This is a genomic window from Castellaniella sp. (assembly GCF_034675905.1).
Taxonomy (GTDB): domain Bacteria; phylum Pseudomonadota; class Gammaproteobacteria; order Burkholderiales; family Burkholderiaceae_B; genus Castellaniella.
Window position 1 is genome coordinate 183,240 of the sequence record NZ_JAUCCV010000005.1, and the last position, 15,954, is coordinate 199,193.

At 64.1% G+C, this 15,954-nt stretch carries 16 protein-coding genes; 2 read left to right on the forward strand and 14 right to left on the reverse strand.

The window, feature by feature from the left end; genetic code table 11:
- Window positions 1-9 precede the first annotated feature (9 nt).
- From VDP79_RS06545 to VDP79_RS06600, 12 genes are all read right to left on the reverse strand, one after another.
- Window positions 10-990, reverse strand: coding sequence for a quinone oxidoreductase family protein (locus VDP79_RS06545; protein ID WP_323017406.1), 981 nt, complete (start codon window positions 988-990; stop codon window positions 10-12).
- A gap of 50 nt (window positions 991-1,040) precedes the next feature.
- Window positions 1,041-2,264, reverse strand: a complete 1,224-nt coding sequence (locus tag VDP79_RS06550; RefSeq protein WP_323017407.1) for an ABC transporter substrate-binding protein — start codon at window positions 2,262-2,264, stop codon at window positions 1,041-1,043.
- A gap of 90 nt (window positions 2,265-2,354) precedes the next feature.
- Window positions 2,355-3,737: an MFS transporter gene (locus tag VDP79_RS06555; protein ID WP_323017408.1), complete on the reverse strand. Its 1,383-nt coding sequence runs from the start codon at window positions 3,735-3,737 to the stop codon at window positions 2,355-2,357.
- Between the two features lie 8 nt (window positions 3,738-3,745).
- Window positions 3,746-4,435: a hypothetical protein gene (locus tag VDP79_RS06560; protein ID WP_323017409.1), complete on the reverse strand. Its 690-nt coding sequence runs from the start codon at window positions 4,433-4,435 to the stop codon at window positions 3,746-3,748.
- A gap of 129 nt (window positions 4,436-4,564) precedes the next feature.
- A complete protein-coding gene (locus tag VDP79_RS06565) occupies window positions 4,565-5,881 on the reverse strand; it encodes a GDSL-type esterase/lipase family protein (RefSeq protein ID WP_323017410.1) in 1,317 nt (438 codons plus the stop codon).
- Window positions 5,882-5,888: 7 nt separating this feature from the next.
- Window positions 5,889-7,076: an SGNH family hydrolase gene (locus VDP79_RS06570; RefSeq protein ID WP_323017411.1), complete on the reverse strand. Its 1,188-nt coding sequence runs from the start codon at window positions 7,074-7,076 to the stop codon at window positions 5,889-5,891.
- A complete protein-coding gene (locus VDP79_RS06575; protein ID WP_323017412.1) occupies window positions 7,063-8,463 on the reverse strand; it encodes an MBOAT family O-acyltransferase in 1,401 nt (466 codons plus the stop codon). The genes VDP79_RS06570 and VDP79_RS06575 overlap by 14 nt, the downstream gene beginning before the upstream one ends.
- A gap of 2 nt (window positions 8,464-8,465) precedes the next feature.
- Window positions 8,466-9,149, reverse strand: a complete 684-nt coding sequence (locus tag VDP79_RS06580) for an ABC transporter permease subunit (RefSeq protein ID WP_323017413.1) — start codon at window positions 9,147-9,149, stop codon at window positions 8,466-8,468.
- Window positions 9,149-9,862, reverse strand: a complete 714-nt coding sequence (locus tag VDP79_RS06585; protein WP_323017414.1) for an ABC transporter permease subunit — start codon at window positions 9,860-9,862, stop codon at window positions 9,149-9,151. The genes VDP79_RS06580 and VDP79_RS06585 overlap by 1 nt, the downstream gene beginning before the upstream one ends.
- Window positions 9,863-9,988: 126 nt before the next feature.
- Window positions 9,989-10,804, reverse strand: a complete 816-nt coding sequence (locus VDP79_RS06590; RefSeq protein ID WP_323017415.1) for a transporter substrate-binding domain-containing protein — start codon at window positions 10,802-10,804, stop codon at window positions 9,989-9,991.
- Between the two features lie 62 nt (window positions 10,805-10,866).
- Window positions 10,867-12,231 carry a TrkH family potassium uptake protein gene (locus tag VDP79_RS06595; protein ID WP_323017416.1) on the reverse strand — a complete coding sequence of 455 codons (1,365 nt, stop codon included), beginning with the start codon at window positions 12,229-12,231 and terminating at the stop codon, window positions 10,867-10,869.
- Between the two features lie 78 nt (window positions 12,232-12,309).
- On the reverse strand, window positions 12,310-12,897 hold the full coding sequence (locus tag VDP79_RS06600; protein ID WP_323017417.1) for a TrkA family potassium uptake protein: 588 nt from the start codon (window positions 12,895-12,897) through the stop codon (window positions 12,310-12,312).
- A gap of 142 nt (window positions 12,898-13,039) precedes the next feature.
- On the opposite strand from VDP79_RS06600, the gene VDP79_RS06605 reads away from it, so the two are divergent.
- A complete protein-coding gene (locus VDP79_RS06605) occupies window positions 13,040-14,056 on the forward strand; it encodes an alkene reductase (protein ID WP_323017418.1) in 1,017 nt (338 codons plus the stop codon).
- 50 nt (window positions 14,057-14,106) lie between these two features.
- Here the strand turns inward: VDP79_RS06605 and VDP79_RS06610 are convergent, their stop codons facing one another.
- Complete coding sequence (locus VDP79_RS06610) at window positions 14,107-14,568, reverse strand: GatB/YqeY domain-containing protein (RefSeq protein WP_323017419.1); 462 nt, start codon at window positions 14,566-14,568, stop codon at window positions 14,107-14,109.
- A 72-nt stretch (window positions 14,569-14,640) separates the two neighbouring features.
- Window positions 14,641-15,426 carry an NRDE family protein gene (locus VDP79_RS06615; protein WP_323017420.1) on the reverse strand — a complete coding sequence of 262 codons (786 nt, stop codon included), beginning with the start codon at window positions 15,424-15,426 and terminating at the stop codon, window positions 14,641-14,643.
- Here VDP79_RS06615 and VDP79_RS06620 point away from each other — a divergent pair.
- The gene (locus VDP79_RS06620) at window positions 15,425-15,868 is read left to right on the forward strand and encodes a hypothetical protein (RefSeq protein WP_323017421.1); all 444 of its coding nucleotides are present in this window, start codon (window positions 15,425-15,427) and stop codon (window positions 15,866-15,868) included. The two genes, VDP79_RS06615 and VDP79_RS06620, sit on opposite strands and share 2 nt — an antisense overlap.
- The last annotated feature ends 86 nt before the right edge of the window (window positions 15,869-15,954 follow it).

Below are 15,954 nucleotides of genomic sequence, written 5' to 3' on the forward strand. Positions count from 1 at the left end.
GCCGCTGGCTTAGCCGGCTGGATGGTGGGTGACCACGATCTTGCCCAATTGGGCGTTCGATTCCATGCGTGCGATGGCCGCTTCCAGCTGATCGAACGGAAATACCTGGTCGATCAGCGGCGACATGCGTCCGCCGGCGATGGCGGGCAGGACTTCGTTGACGACGCCTTGGACGATACGCTGGCGCTGGGCGGCGTTCAAACCCTTGCTGGATACGCCGAACAGCTGCAGCCGCTGACCGTGCAGCGCCCCCAGGTCCAGCGGGCCGCTGCGTACGCCGTCGACGTGGCCGACAATGGCCAGGCGCCCCTGAAATGCCAGGGAATGCACGCATTCCGCCAGGACCGAGCCGCCAACGACGTTGACGGCCAGATCGGCGCCCCGGTCGCCGGTGGCATTCATCACGGCGGCGTGAAAATCAGGCGAGCGTGTGGGGATGCCCAGATCCAGGCCGTGATCGGCCAGGGCCGCCAGCTTGTCCGGTGATCCCGACGTGCCGATCACCCGGGCGCCCAGCATCTTGGCCAGTTGCAGGGCGGCAACCCCCACACCGGATGAAATGCCGGCGATCAAGAGCCATTCGTCCGCTGTCAGGCGACCCTGGACGACCAGCATGTCATAGACCACCATGGTGGTGATGGGGATGGCTGCCGCTTGCTCCCAGGACAGGGCGTCGGGTATCGGCATGGCGTCGCGGGCGTCCAGCAGCGCATAGTCGGCGAAGGCGTTCTTGCAGCGCCCCATGATGCGCTGGCCGGCTTGAAAGACGCCGCTGCCTGCGCCGACCGCGACGATCTCGCCGGCGGCTTCGATGCCCAGGCTGGCGGGCGTGTCGGCAGGCGATTGGCGCAGCGCCAGGATTTCCCCCCGATTCAGGCCTGCGGCCTGGACCCGCACCAACAGCTGCTGCGGGCCGGCGAACGGCACGGGGGTATCCTGCGACGTCACCTGGATACGGTCACCGGAAATCTGCGTCACATAGCGTTGCATGGCGTCTCGCAAAAAAAAAAGATTGATGCAGCAGTCTAGCGCGGGATGGCTCAGGAAGCGGAGCGGGTTTTCAGGTAAGGGCAGGTGGACTCGCTCAAGGGGCCATAGGCGGTTTCGGCCGGGATGGTGGCCACGACCTTGTGCAGATCCCAGGGACCGGTGCTGTCAGCCGGGGTTTTGACCTGCAGCAGGGTCAGGTCGTTCATCATGCGGCCATCGGCGCGGATGACGCCATGATCGACGAAAAAATCCTGGACCGGATGGGATTTCAACCAGGCCATGATGGTGTCGGCGTTGTCCGTGCCGCTCTGGCGCACGGCGTTCAGGTAGGCGGTGGCGGCCGAATAATCACCGGCCTGGCCATAGGTGGGCATGCGTCCGATCGTCTCAAAATAACGCCGCGACCAGGCTTCAGAGGCAGGGTTCTTGTTCCAGTACCAGGGGACGGTGAAATACATGCCTTGGGTGACTTCCAGGCCCAGGGCGTGGATGTCCAGCAGCGTCGCCGTCAGGCCGACAGGCCTCATGGTGCGGGTCAGGCCGAATTCCACCGCTGTCTTCAGGGAATTGACGAAATCGGCGGTGGCGTTGGCCAGCGCCAGCACGTCGGCGCCCGACTGCTGCGCCTGCAGCAGGAAGGACGAAAAATCCGCCGCGCCCAGCGGCGTGCGCACCGAACCCAGCACCTGGCCGCCTGCGGCCTGTACCACGGCGCTGGTATCGCGTTCCAGTTCGTGGCCAAAGGTGTAGTCCGTGGTCAGAAAGAACCACGATGTGCCGCCTTGCTGCACGATGGCGGACCCCGTACCCCGGGCCAGGCCGCGGGTCGAGTAGGTGTATTGGATGGTGTAGGGGGTGCATTGGGCGTTGGTAAAGGCCGATGCCCCCGCGCCCGAGGTAATAAACGGTTTTTTCTTTTCCGCCGCCACGGCGGACATGGCCAGGCTGGCAGCGGAATTGGTGCCACCGATCAGCAAGTCCAGTTGCTGGTTGTCGAACCAGTCCCGGGCCAGGGCGGACGATACGTCGGCCTTGTTGCGGCTGTCGGCGACCAGCAGTTCGATTTTTCTGCCGTCGATGGCGCCGCCCGCATCGGCGATGGCCATGCGGATGGCATGCGCGCCGCCGGGGCCGTCGCCGTCGGCGTACACGCCGGACATATCCGTGATGAATCCGATGCGGATGACGTCGTCGGAAACAGGGCCGGCTGATGCCGATAATGCGCCCAGGGCCAACACCAGGCCTGCGCCTAGACACGCGCCGTTGATATTCATGAAAACTCCTTGTAGAGGGGGATCATCATGCCATTGCGGCGCTGTGAACCGGGCAGTATGCCTGTCGGCGGCGAGGTCTGGCGCCGGGGTTTACCAGGCGCCCCGGTGTTCGGGGACGTAGGCGATCAGCGGCAAGGATGCCAGCACCAGCAGGCCCCAGGCGCCATAGATCCAGGCCTGACTGGTCCCTGGATCGGCGGCGGTGGACAGCACCATGGTGACGATGGAAATGAATGTGATGGTGCCAACCTGGATCGCCAGCGTGCGCAGGGCCGCCAGAGTAGACGCTGATTGGGGGGCCAGTTGCAGACCCGCATTGCGGCTGGCCGGATTGACCGTGCCGGTGCCCATGCCCAGCAGGAAGGCCGATGCCAGCAGCCAGGTGAAAGGCGTCAGGCCAAAGGCCGGCGGCAGGGCCAGCAGCGTCATGCCCAGCGCGATCAACACACCGCCGACATAGAGCGGGGGGCGGTAGCCGGTACGCCGGATGGCCAGCGTGCAGGCCAGCGACAACAGGATGGCGGCCATGCCCTGGGAAATCAGCAGGCTGCCGGAACCGAGCGCCCCCAGGCCATAGCGATTGGTCGCATACAGGGGAATCAGGGCGACGGCGCCGATCGTGACGCCGCCGAACAGGGTGTTGATCAGATTGACGATACCGAAACCCGGGCCATGGATCAGGCGCGGGGCGATGAACGGGTGGCTGCTGCGGTGGATGTGATGGAAGAACAGTCCGCCGGCTGCCAGGGCGATGGCGGCGGACACTACGATCCGGGGCGAGGTATAAGGCAAGTCCTTTTCCCCCAGGAAACTGGCGGCCAGCATGCCCGCCAGCAGGCAGACGCCCAGGCATCCCAGGCCGACGTAATCCATGCCGGGCCCGGGCTTGCGTGCTTTAGGCGGATCGGGCGGGATGTAGCGCAGCGCCATCCACAGGATGAGCAGACCGATGGGGACGTTGACGAAAAAGACGCCGCGCCAGTTCCAATAGGTGACGAACAGGCCGCCGAAGATCGGGCCAATCATGGCGCCGATAGGGAAAATGCTGCCGAACAGGCTGACGGCCCGATCCCGGCTGTCGCCGAAATAGTCCACCACGATGCCGGTCGCCGATGGCGTGATGCCGGCGCCGCCCGCCGCCTGCAGGGCGCGCAGCACGATCAGCATGCCGATGCTGTCGGTCAGCCCGCACAGCAGGGAAGCCAGGGTAAAGACGGCAACCGATGCCATAAACACGCGCCGTCGGCCGATGCGTTCGCTCAGTTTGCCGCTGACTGGCAGCATCAGGACGAAACCAAAGGCGAAGGCGGTGATGGTCCAGCCTGCCCAGTTGATCGAGGTATCCAGGCCCTGTTGCAGCTCATGCAGCACCGTCGCCACGATGGTGGAATCCACCGACATCATCAGCAGCGCCAGGGAAATAGTGGTGAAGGCGGGGATGCGGCGGATGGCGGGGCAGGACGGATTGGGCATGCAGCAGTCTACTGCTTTTGCAAGCCCTGCAATCCTTGCAGCAGGTTCTGCAAGCTGACGGGCTGGGCCGGCAGGACGAACTGATCCGCAGCGGGTTCCTGTCCGGAAATGGACGTCAGAACGAAATCATTGCCCAGGCGCAGGATACCGCGCCGCCTGGCGGGCAAGGACCCGGTCAGTTGTTGTGTCTTGGCTTGGCCAAGCAGCAGCCGCATACTGTCCAGATAGCTGGTCGTCATGTCCACGACGCGGGGGTCGTCGGTCAGGACCGCATCGGTGGGATGCGTCTTGCCCTGGGTGTCGGTTACGGTCAGCTGATAGACATGCCCGAGGATGCCGGCGACGGTTTCGGTCTTGCGCATATCCTTGACCTGATCGACCCGGTCCGGCAGATACTGGTTGGGGCGCGATTGGGCCAATGCACCCAGGCCCTGCAGCAGGCCGCCGACCTCCATGACGACAGGCGTGTTGCCCCGGACAGAGACGGAATAGGCTTTGCCGTCGCGCACCAGCAGATAGTCCGGTTTCGAGGCTTGGCTCAGGCGCACCGCCCCCTTGGTCTGCCAGGCGAGTTGCGTGGCCTCGCCGCCTGCCCGCACGTGCGCGGCGCCGCCAGCCAGCGCGGGCGGGGGCAGCAGCCAGGCGGCCAACAGTACCGGACAATAGATCAGGGAATGGATCGGGGACGGCATGCGCATGGGGAGAGACTCCTGAACAAGGCTCGGGCGAAGTGGCGCAAGCGTTTGCCTGCGCAGCGAGGTCGGGCGGCGCGGATATTGTCCGGCATCCGGGGGAGAGCGGCTGTATGGAAGGGTAACGGCTGCGGATCAGGGGGCGATCGTGCTGCGGCGCAGGAACCGGCTTAGGTCCCGGTAGAGGCGCCGGGCGCTTTCCTGATACCCCGCCAGGGTGAAGTGCACCAGATCGCGGCCCACCCAATCGCGCGCCTGCCATGCCAGCATCGGGCAGGCGTCCGCGCCCATGGCGTCTTGCCAATCCCAGTACAGGGTGTGTTCCGCCTGGGCGACTGCTTGTTGGATGCGTTTGACGGCTTCATGTCCCGCAGGGCGCCGCGCGGCGCAGGACAGGGTCGCATCGCTGGATGCGACCAGCGCATCGGGGGCGCCGATCAAGAGCACGGCTGCCTGGGGCAGCGCCTGGCGTATCGACCGGATGCCCTGGATCAGGCTGCTTTGCATGGCCTGGGGGTCCAGTGTGTCGTCAAAGGATTCGTTGGTGCCGTAGGCCAGGATGATCAGGTCGGCCCGTGTGGCGGCCAGCTGGGATAGCCAGTCGGGCGACCAGCGGTCCCAGATCGTCTGGCGGGCGCCATTGGTGCCGATGGGGGACACCAGGGCGCCCTGCGCCTGTTGGCGGGTCAACTGGATACCGCCCAGCGCCACGGCCTGGGTGTGCCGGGCGGTGATCGTGAATGGCAGGCGCACGGGCGCCTGCACCGTCTGCCAACTGCCGGGGGGATGTTTGGGCCCGCTGGACGCCGCCAGTGTGCGGCGACCGCTGGCGCTGTCAACCGTCAGGGCGCCGGCGGCAACACCGGTCTGGATCAGGAAGCTGGCCAGGTAAGGGGTGGTGTCATCCTGCCGGGATTCGACGCGGAGGGTGGCGCCTGGCCTGTCCGGTGTAGCGATGTAGCCCCCCAGGGGAAAGCTGGGGTTGTTGTCGCTGCGGCTGCTGCTCAGGCGCCAATGGCGGGATCGCATCCTGATCCGGAAATGGCTCATGCCGCGCACGTTCATGGGGGTGATCCAGCCGATGCCGGCATCGCCCAGGTCCGCCTGCAGTTGCGTGCGCAGACCCGAAGTCAGGGTGTCCGAGGCGGTGTGCGAGTCGCCCAGCTGGACGATGGTCAGGACCGAGGGCGTCGTGCGGGCGCCATGGGCCGCGTGATGGGCGGCGGCCAGCAGGCGGTAGCGATCAATCAGCCGGGCAGCATTGGGATCGCCGAAATCCTGCAGGCCGGGCGGCCGGATGGCTGCTTGGTCAACCGGCGTACTGGCGGGGCCGGATGCGGCAGGCGTCAGGTCGGGCGGGCGGACCTGGCAGCTGGCGGTCGTCAGCACCAGGACAGCCAGCAGGGGCGACAGCAGAAAGCGTAGGCGGTTTTTCATCTGGATGCGTGTCATAGTCCTGTCAATGCGCCTGGGCGGATACTGGGCGGGCCGGTGATGTATTCGCAGGCGGTTCTGGGAGTGTGACCGCTGATGCGTCGATGCGGTCCAGGATGGCGCGGGCGATCAGGCGTTGCCCGGTGATCGTGAAATGCACGCCGTCGTCAATCCTGACCCGGATTTTTTTGTCTTCGATCCGGCTGTAAAAGGAGAAGGCGGGGTCGGGATAGCCCAGCGCCCGGTGTCCGGCAATGAATTGCCCGCCGCCGGCTTCGACCTCGGATTGGTACAGCGTGTTCAGATACTGCATGCCTTGATCGAGCCGTTCCCTTTTCATCGGCGGCGCACCGACCCATAGCACGCGTGCGTGATGCGTGGCGGCAGCGTGCATCAGGCGGCGGATGCGTTCCCGGTAGACGGTTTCCCATTCCGGCGACCGAAAGCGCAGATAGGGATCGCCCTTTTTAAGCGGAAAATCCCAGGGATCGTTCGGCCCCAGGAACACCACCATCAGGGCGATATGCGGATGCTGTTCAAAGGCTTTCTCGGCAGCCGCAGGCCAGTTGAAAAAACCCTGGTACGCCAGACCGGTGCTTTGCTTGCTCAGGTCGATCCCCTCGATGCCGTGTCCCTTGAACAAGGCGCGGCGCACGTGGGGCGCCACGCCCTGCATCATGGAATCCCCGACGAAAAAGACCTGATCCCCCGGCTTCAGGACGACCTGGCCCGCAGCGTTCAGGCGCGGCAGATTCGGGTCCGTCTCTGGCGTGGTTGCAGAAGGGGTGTCAGACGATGAATCGCCGGGACGGGAGGCGGGCAGATCGATCCAGATCTGATTGATGGTCGTCACGACCTTGTCGTCGAAGCGGGACAGGTCCTGAGTGCGGGATGTGCGCCAGGCATCCCAGGATGTCTGCCAGCTGCCGCCTGCGCGCCATGCTTTCAGCAAGGCCGCCTGCATGCCGCCTGTTTCCGTATCGGCGGCCTTGCTTGCCGTCATCGGGCTGTGATAGGTCTGTTGCCAGTACAGGCGGATGGAGTCCTGCATCAGCCAGGCCAGCGGCAGGGCGCACAACAGCAGAACGTACAGGGTCCGCCCCAGCAGCAGCACGTGCGGCTGCTGCAGTTCGGGATCGGGGGCTGGCCCGGATGCCTCAGGCCCGGCAGCGCTCAGGGGCAAGGTGCTGTCGAGGGTGTCAGAAACCGGCATAGATGAATCCCGGAATCCCGGCAGGGGATAAAAACAGGCCTGCCCAGGCCAAGGGCGCCAGCAGCAAGGGCTGCAGGCCCCAGGGCAGGCGGGCGATATGGTGCAGCAGTCCGTCGCAGGCCCGCGCGATCAGCGGGTAGCTGCGTAGCGCCAGCCACATCAGCAGCAGATACAGCGGTGAGTTGAACTGTAGCGCTTGATCGAAATGCGTGACCAGTGTCTGCAGAAAAAGCAGGCTTTGGTCCAGCGACGGGCTGCGAAAGAAAATCCAGGCCAGGGCCACGAACAGGAAGGTCGCCGTATTGGCTAGGATAGGCAGGCGGGCGGCCACCCGGTCACGTCCCCACAGACGGTCGCCTAGATTCAAGAGCACCATGCCCGCCCCGTGAACGGCTCCCCAGATCAGGAAATTGCCGCTGGCGCCGTGCCACAGACCCGAGAGCACCAGGGCAATCATCAGGTTGATCTGAGTGCGTGTAAAGCCCTGGCGGGAGCCGCCAAGGGGGATGTACAGATAGTCGCGGATCCAGGTCGACAGGCTGATATGCCAGCGTGACCAGAAATGGCGCAGATTGGTCGCCAGGTAGGGGGCGCGAAAATTGGGCGGCAGCTGGAAACCCAGCAGTAGCGCAAGCCCCGTGACCAGATCGGTATAACCGGAAAAATTCAGGTAGAGCTGCCAGGTGTAGGCCAGCAGGCCCAGCAGTGCGTCCAGGGCGTGGTATTGCTGCGGATTGGCAAAGACCGGATCGGCCCAGGTATTGGCCAGCCAGGCGCTCAGCCACACCACTTTCAGAATCGCCAGCACGATCAGCAGCAGGGCCTTGGGGTACTGTGACAGGCTGCGGGGTTCGACGGTCTGGATCTGCGGCAGAAAGTCCCGCGCCCGGTTGATGGGGCCCGCCACCACGCTGGGGAAAAATCCCAGGAACAAGGCCAGATCAGCCAAAGGCACGAGGGGGATTTCTTTGCGCCAGACAGAGACCAGATAGCTGACTGAGTGAAAGGTGTAAAAGGAAATCCCCAGCGGCGCCATGATCTGGATGGCGGGAATCCAGGCGGATAGCCCCCAGGCCGTCAGCGCCGCATTGATGGCGTCGCGAAAAAAGTCAAAATACTTGAAGATCGCCAGGTTCAGAACGGCCAGCGACAGGGATACAGCCAGGCTGATGCGGCTTGGTTTTACCTGGATCAGCCAGGCGCAGGCCTGCACGCCCGCGGTGTAGAGTCCCAGGATCAGAGCGAACCAGGGGTGCAGATTGGCCAGGAAAAAATACCCGGCAGCCAGCGCCAGCAGGTTCTGCACGCCTGGGGACCGCCGGCAGGCCCAGTAGGGGACCAGGAACAGTACAAAGGCCCCTGCAAATTCCAGAGACAGGAAACCCATATTCAGCGCTCTGTCCGGATGCCCAGGCTACGCTCGACCAGCCACGCGCAGCCCAGCAAAGTGATGTTGATCGCCAGATACAGCAGGCCCGCGATGATGAAGGTTTCAACAATCAGGTAGCTTTGACTCATCAGGCGCCGGGCAAAGCCCGTCAGTTCCATGACGGCGATGGTGGAGGCCAGGCTGGTGCCTTTGATGGCCAGGACCAGTTCATTGCTGTAGGCGGGAAAGGCCTGGCGGATCGCCAAGGGAAAGCGTATCCGTGTGAAGACCTGCAGCCGGTTCATACCGCAGGACACCGCTGCGTCGATTTGCCCGGAGGGGACGGACTGCAGGCCGCCCCGGATGGCTTCGCTCATGTAGGCGCCGCTGTTCAGGCTGATGGCCAGGATGGCGCAGCGGGCGCCATCGGAAAACAGCCACCACAGCAGCGGCTGATCGCGCACGAATGCCAGGGTGCCGATACCGTAGTACAGCAGGAACAGCTGGATCAGCAAAGGCGTGCCGCGAAAGACAGTGCTGTAGATGAACGATAGCCCCGAGACGCTGCGACGATCGGAGGTGCGCATCAAGGCCGCCGCCAGCCCCAGCAGCGACGCGAACAGGATCGAGAGCAGGCCGATGCGCAGGGTGATCCAGAAACCCTCGACCAGCACAGGCACGGCCTTTTCGAACAGTTCGAACATCACGCAGGCCCCTGCATGCCGCGCCCGAAATGGCGTTCAGCCCAGACGAACAGAGCCTGACTACAGGCGCCGATCAGAAAATACAGGACGCCGGCCATCAGGTAGAGCGTCAGCGGCGCCCGGGTGGCCGCAGCCCCCAGCACGGCGGCCCGCATCAGTTCCACCAGACCGACCAGTGAAATCAGGGCCGTATCTTTCAAGGCGTTTTGCCAGACGTTGTTGGCGCCCGGCAAAGCGTACCAAAACAGTTGCGGCAGCGTGATGCGGCGCAGGATCTGGCGCCGGCGCATGCCGATGGATCGGGCGGCTTCGATTTGGCCTGGATTGATGGCCTTGAAGGCGCCGCGAAAGACTTCGACGCTGTACGAACCGGAAATCAGGCCGATGGCCAGAATGCCCACCAGCATGGGAAAGACCATGCTCATCAGGTCGTCCCATTCCAGCCAATCAGCCAGATTGGCCGCCGGCTGCACCGTGCCGAAAAACAGCAGATAGATGATGAGCAATTCAGGGACGCTGCGCACCAGCAGCGTATACAGGCTGATCAGCCCGCGCACCAGCCAGCCGCCGTTCGATTTCAGGGCAGCGCCGGCGATGCCGATGGACATGCCCAGCGTGATGCCGCACAGACTGATGAATACCGTCATGCCGGCGCCGCGCAATAGCAGGGTGCCCCAGCCAGCGCTCAGGATGTCGTGCAGGGAAGCGTTCATCGAATCAGCAGCCCGGGGATGCCGTCCCGGATGGGTAGGAGAGTGGTATCAGGACACAGCAACCCTGGCCGCCTGTCTGATGGGGTTCAGACAAAGGACGGCCAAGGCTGCTTGAAGCGTCGGATTTTACTTGCAGGCGGCGTAGTTGGACAGATCGACACCAAACCATTTCTGGCTGGATGTCTTGATGGTGCCGTCTTGGATCAGTTCGCACAGGGCCTTGTCGACCTTGGTTTTGAGCTGCGTATTTTTCTGGTTGATCCCTGCGCCGATGCCCAGGCCCAGGATGTCGGGATCTGCGCTGCTCTTGACGACGTAGTCGGCCATGGCGAATTTGCCCTTGCCCGCCGTGTCCAGGAACTGGCTTTGCGGCGTGACCTCGGAGAACGTGGCGTCCAGGCGGCCGGCCGACAGGTCCATCTGCATCTGATCCTGGGTTTCGTAGCTCTTGAGCTTCATGTCCGGCGCGTATTTCTGCAAGAAAGCGCCCTGGGTGGTGCCGCTTTGCACACCCACGGTCTTGCCGGCCAGGCCTTGCAGCAGGGCTTTTTGATCGGCGGCTTTTAGCAGCGGATTGCCGTCGGGCAGGACAAAGGCCGAGTCTTCGGTAGCGTAGGGGATGCTGAAGGAAATGACCTTGGCGCGCTCGGCGGTGACGGACATGCCGGAAATCACCAGATCAAAGCGATCGGCCTCCAGCGCCGGGATCAGGCTGTCGAACGCCTGCACCACGAAGCGGCATTTCATGTCGAGTTTTTGGCACAGCGCCGCGCCGACGTCAGCGTCAAAACCGGTGACTTTGCCTTGGGCGTCGACCATGCTCCAGGGCGGGTAACCGCCTTCGGTGCCGATCTTCAGGGTGGCTGCCGAAGCGGCCGTGGCCAGGCCCGCGAGGCCCAGTGCGGCGCACAGCAGCGCCTGTCGTGCAATGGATGTCACCATGGATGGGATCCTTTGAGATTGAGGGTCGGGAAAGAGCTAATAGTAGTACATCGATGGCGGATTCAGCCAATCTGCATGGACGCTTCCGGATAGCGGACGCGGCTGTAGCGCTGGGTGCCCAGGTTGTAGACCAGGGTCAGCGGCCCCAGGCGGCCGATGAACATCAGCAGCATCAGCAATATCTGGCTGGGCAGGCTGAGCGTGCGGGTCAGGTCGGGGCTCAAGCCGGTGGTGCTGAAGGCCGCCATGACTTCCATGGCAATGGCGATAAAGGGCTGAGACTCGAACAGGCTGACCAGAAAGATGCCGACGCACACCAGCAGGCCTGACACCATCAGCAGGGCCAGGGCCTTGTGGATGGTTTCCGGCGCGATCGTGCGGTGCATCAGCACGACTTCCTTGCGCTGCAGGACGTAGGTGCGCACGACCGCCAGCAGGATGATGAAGGTGCCCAGCTTGATCCCGCTGGCCGTCGACAGCGATCCGCCGCCGATGAACATCAGGGCCATCAACAGCAGGCGGGAACTGTCGCGCAGCTGGTCCACATCCATGCTGGCAAAACCGGCGGTGCGCGCGCCGACCACCTGGGTCCAGGCGGCCAGCCCCTGGCTGGGCAAGGGCAAGGACGCCAGCGTGGCAGGGTTCTGGGATTCAATCAGCCAGAACAGAGCCAGCGCGGCCAGATTCAGCACCAGCGTGCCGATCAGCATCAGGCGGGTGTAGTACGCCAGGGTATTCCAGGCCCGTTTGTGGTGGATATCCGCCAGGACGCTGAAACCCAGGCCGCCCAGAATGATGCAGCCGGTGATGACGAACGTCGTGACCGGGTCCCCGGCGAATCCCGCCAGGCTATCGGGAAACAGTGTGATGCCCGCGTTGTTGAAGGCCGAGATGGCATGAAAGCCGGCCATCAGGAACGCATGTTCCAGCGTATCGTTGCGCCACCACCATAGAGTCAGGATCAGGATGGCCGCGCCTTCGATGGCCAGGGAAAACTTCAGGACCGTCAACGCCGTCTGGCGGATGCGCGCGACACTGGTCTGGTTGAAGGCCTCGAGGGCCAGGGCCTGGTATTTCAGGCTGACCCGTTTGCCCAGCGTCAGCGAGGCGATGATGGCAAAGGTGACGAAACCGATGCCGCCTATCTGCACCAGCCCCAGCACGACGGCCTGCCCCAGGTGACTCAAGTCCCGGGCGGGGTCGATCACCATCAGGCCGGTGACGGTCACCGAGGAGGCTGCGGTGAACAAGGCTTCGAACAGGCTGATGGGCCGTTGTTGCGCCGCCGGCAGCGACAGCAGCAGCGTGCCCAGCAGGATCAGCAGCAGAAAACTGCCGGCCAGGACGGCGGGCGGGCTGGCCTGCAGCTGCCCGGTATGCCGGGCACGGCGGTAAGCACGCAGGGGATGGACGGTCAGTCTGGCCATAGGACGGCGTCAGCTTAGTTTCGGGGCAGCCATCTTCAGTTGCTGCAGAGGACCAAAGAGAATCAGGGTATCCTTGGCCTACAGCACGAACTGGTCCGGCGGGTGGGGGGTGGCGATGCCCTTGCGTTTGATCAGCAGCGCCTGGATCAGCCCTCTGGGTTCGGTCGTCAGGGCATCGCCCAGCGTGCGGCCGTTCAATTGCTCGCTGGCTTCGATTTCAACGACAAAATCGCCATTGCCCAGCGCGATGTAGTCGTTGACCATGGGGTAGCTCAGCACCTGGGCGATGCGGATCCCCATTTCTTCCTCGGGGTGGATGACCCGGCTGACGCCCAGTTTGGTCAGGATCAGGTGGTGGGCGCGGGACGAGGCCTTGACCCATAGTTCCTTGACTCCCAGGGATTTCAGATGCACCGTGCAGACCAGGCTGGATTGCAGGTCTTCACCGATGGCGACCAGGACGACGTCGTATTCATCCAAACCCAGTTCGGTCAAGGCGTTACGGTCGGTGACATCCGCGATGGCTGCGCGCGTCAGTTGTTCCGCATGCTGGTCGACCACGCGGTTGTCGGCGTCCACGCCCAGCACGGAGTGGCCCAGGCGCATCAGTTCCAATGAGGTGGCGGCGCCAAAGCGTCCCAGACCGATGACGGCGAATTGTCCCATGAGCTTGGCGACCTCTCCAATAGTCAGATGCTGAAAAATCTGGTAAAAACCCTGATGGATTTTTGTAAATTCTTGATGTCTGGATTGTGCGTTGCAGCAAACTGTGTCGCAGTTCCGATGTTCTCTGTTTTGATCGCATGATATGACAAGTTTGCTTGATCCGCTGCTGTTGGGCGATGTGTGGTTGCGCAACCGCGTCATCATGGCGCCGTCCGCTGGCATCCGGCCCGCCCAGGGGCGCGTGCCCAGTGATGCCTTGCGAGCGTATTACGCGCAACGAGCCACGGCGGGGCTGATCGTGACCGAAGCGGCATCGGTGTCTCCGCTGGGGCTTGGCTATCCGGACATGCCCGGCATCTGGAATTCCGCCCAGGTCCAAGGCTGGCGCCGCGTCACCGAAGCCGTCCACGAGCGCGGCGGACGCATTTTTCTGCGCCTGTGGCATGCCGGCCGGGTATCCGACCCGGAATTCCTGTCGGGCGAGATGCCGGTGGCCCCCAGCGCCATCCCTTGCCGGAAAGCCGATACCTGCAGCCTGATGGATCCTGCCGACTATGTGGTGCCGCGCAGCCTGCATCCCGATGAAATCCGGCGCATCGTGGCCGACTTCGATCAGGCGGCCCGCTATGCGCGGCTGGCGGAATTCGACGGGGTGGAAATCCATGCCGGCGACGGGTATCTGATCGATCAGTTTTTGCATGACGGCTCGAACCGCCGTCAGGATGAATACGGCGGCTCGGTGGGCAATCGCAGCCGTTTCTTGTTGGAGATCATCGATACTTGCATCGGTGTCTGGAGTGCGGGCCGTATTGGGGTGCATTTGTCGCCTCGGGGTGACCGGCACGATATGCGGGATGCGGATCCGGTGTCCTTGTACCGCCATGTCGCCAGCGAACTGGGCAAGCGGCATCTGGCGTTCATCTGTGTGCGCGAATATCCCGGCGCCGACGCGCTCACCCCGGTGATCCGTCAGGCTTTTGGCGGGGCCTTGATCCTGAACGAAGGCTACGACCTGGGGTTGGCGCAGCAGGCGGTTGGAACCCGCGAGGGCGACGCGGTCGCGTTTGGCCGGGCGTTCGTGTCGAATCCGGACCTGGTGCAGCGTCTGACGGATGGCATTGCGCTGCGGCCTTGCGCCGAAACGGCGCCAGCGGCCTGAGGGCGCAGTGAAACAGGGCAGGTGTGTCGCCACCTGCCCGCATCAAGGGATCACTCTGCCAGGCGAGCCTTGACCTGAGCCGATACGGCAGCCATGTCGGCGCGTCCGGCCAGTGCGGTTTTCAGCTGCCCCATCATGGCGCCCATGGCGGCGCCCCCCTGCAAGCCCTTGGCTTGTACCTGCGACACGGCGGCGTCGATCGCGGCGGCGATTTCCTCCGGGCTGGCGCCTTGGGGCAGGAATTCCTTCAGGATGTCCAGTTCCGCGCGTTCCTGGTTGGCACTGTCCGTGCGTCCGGCGGAATCAAAGGCGGCAATCGATTCGCGGCGCTGCTTGGCCTGCTTTTCGATGATGGCGATGATCATGGCGTCGTCGAGCTCGATACGCTCGTCCACCATTTTTTGTTTCATGGCCGCCTGCAACAGACGCAACGTGCCCAGGCGCACGCTATCGTGCGCCCGCATGGCGGATTTGACGGCGTCGGAAATCTGACTGGCAAGGCCGGTGCTCATGAGTGGTGTCCTATGGGGTTGGTAAAGCGGTATTTTAGCGTTTGCGATGTGGCCGAATCAGGCCTGTGGTGATCAGCGTACCCGTTCGGCCGCCGGCAGGCGCCAATCATGCCGTTCGGTCGCTTGGCCGGCTGCGTCATAGCTCTGTTCGCTGAACAGCGTTGCGCCGTCAGCCTGGATGGCGATCAGAGTGGAACATCGCGTGCCGTAGTCCGGGCTGATGATGAAAGGACTGCTGAGCAGTTGCTCCCGCGCCGCCGCAAGCCCGGTGTCGGGCAAGTCTTGCGCCCGAGCCTGCGTGGTGTCGTGCAGCAGCGCGAAGACCTCGTCGGGCGACTGCGCCCAGCGGGCAGCAGGCAGGGCGTCCAGCGCTTCGCGCAGACGCCTGGATTTGGGCCAAGGCGTGTCCAGCAGGTGGTTGGACAGCACGTAGCGCCCCGGCGGCAACGCCCGGGGGCTGCCGGCAGGATCCCGGTTGCCCAGATACCAAGCCTGGTGTGCATCGCCCGTGATCAGGTTGAAGCCGGCCCAGTCTTCCGCCCGGCGGGCGATCGCCTGACTATAATCGGCGGCAGAGGCCGAACCCAGCAGATAGTCCCGCACCAATACCCCTCTGGAAGGCGCGTGCGGCGGCGTCGGCAGGCCCGGCTCGCGATAATTGGTCAGCAGGGCGAAACGACCGCCGGCCGCCCAGCCCAGCCAGGCGCCGCCGGCGTTCAGGTCCTGTCCGGCGATGACATCGGGGCGGGCGGGCCAGGGGCCGGCCGCCCGCGTGGGGCGGGCATGGAATTCATCCCGGTTGGCGGCGATCAGAACCGGCCATTGCGGATGGCCCAGCGATAAATAGGCGATGCACATGACGCACAATATACTCGTCCGGCTGCTGGTCCTGGGATTGGCGGCTGCATGGTCCGGCCCGGCAGCGGTGGCGGCGGCGGATCAGGCCTGGACCCGTGACCAGGTCAGCCAGGGCCTGCAAGCCGTGGATCGGGCCGTGTCCGTGGTCTTTCAGCCCCGAAAAACGGATGCGCCCATTCCCGCAGGGGCGCGCATCACCCGTGTCTATGCGTCGCGCAGCTACGACAGCCCCGCGCAGATTGCGACGGAGCTATGCTGGGGGTCCGAACAAGGGCCCTGCGTACCTTTGCAGGGCTCGCATCTGAATACGCGTGCATTTGAAGGGCGTTCCGCCCAAGCGCCGCTGCTGCTCAGGCACCGGGTGCTGCGCTGGGGCAATGGCAGCCCGCCCGTGTTTGTGCGGGGAACGGTAACGGTCTGGTACGCCACCGGACAGCCTTAGCTTGGTGTTCAGTGGCCTCGGGTTATACTGCTAGGCTTACTTACTTTGTAGGCTTGCGCCTGACGCTGGGCGCAGCCGCTGGCAGA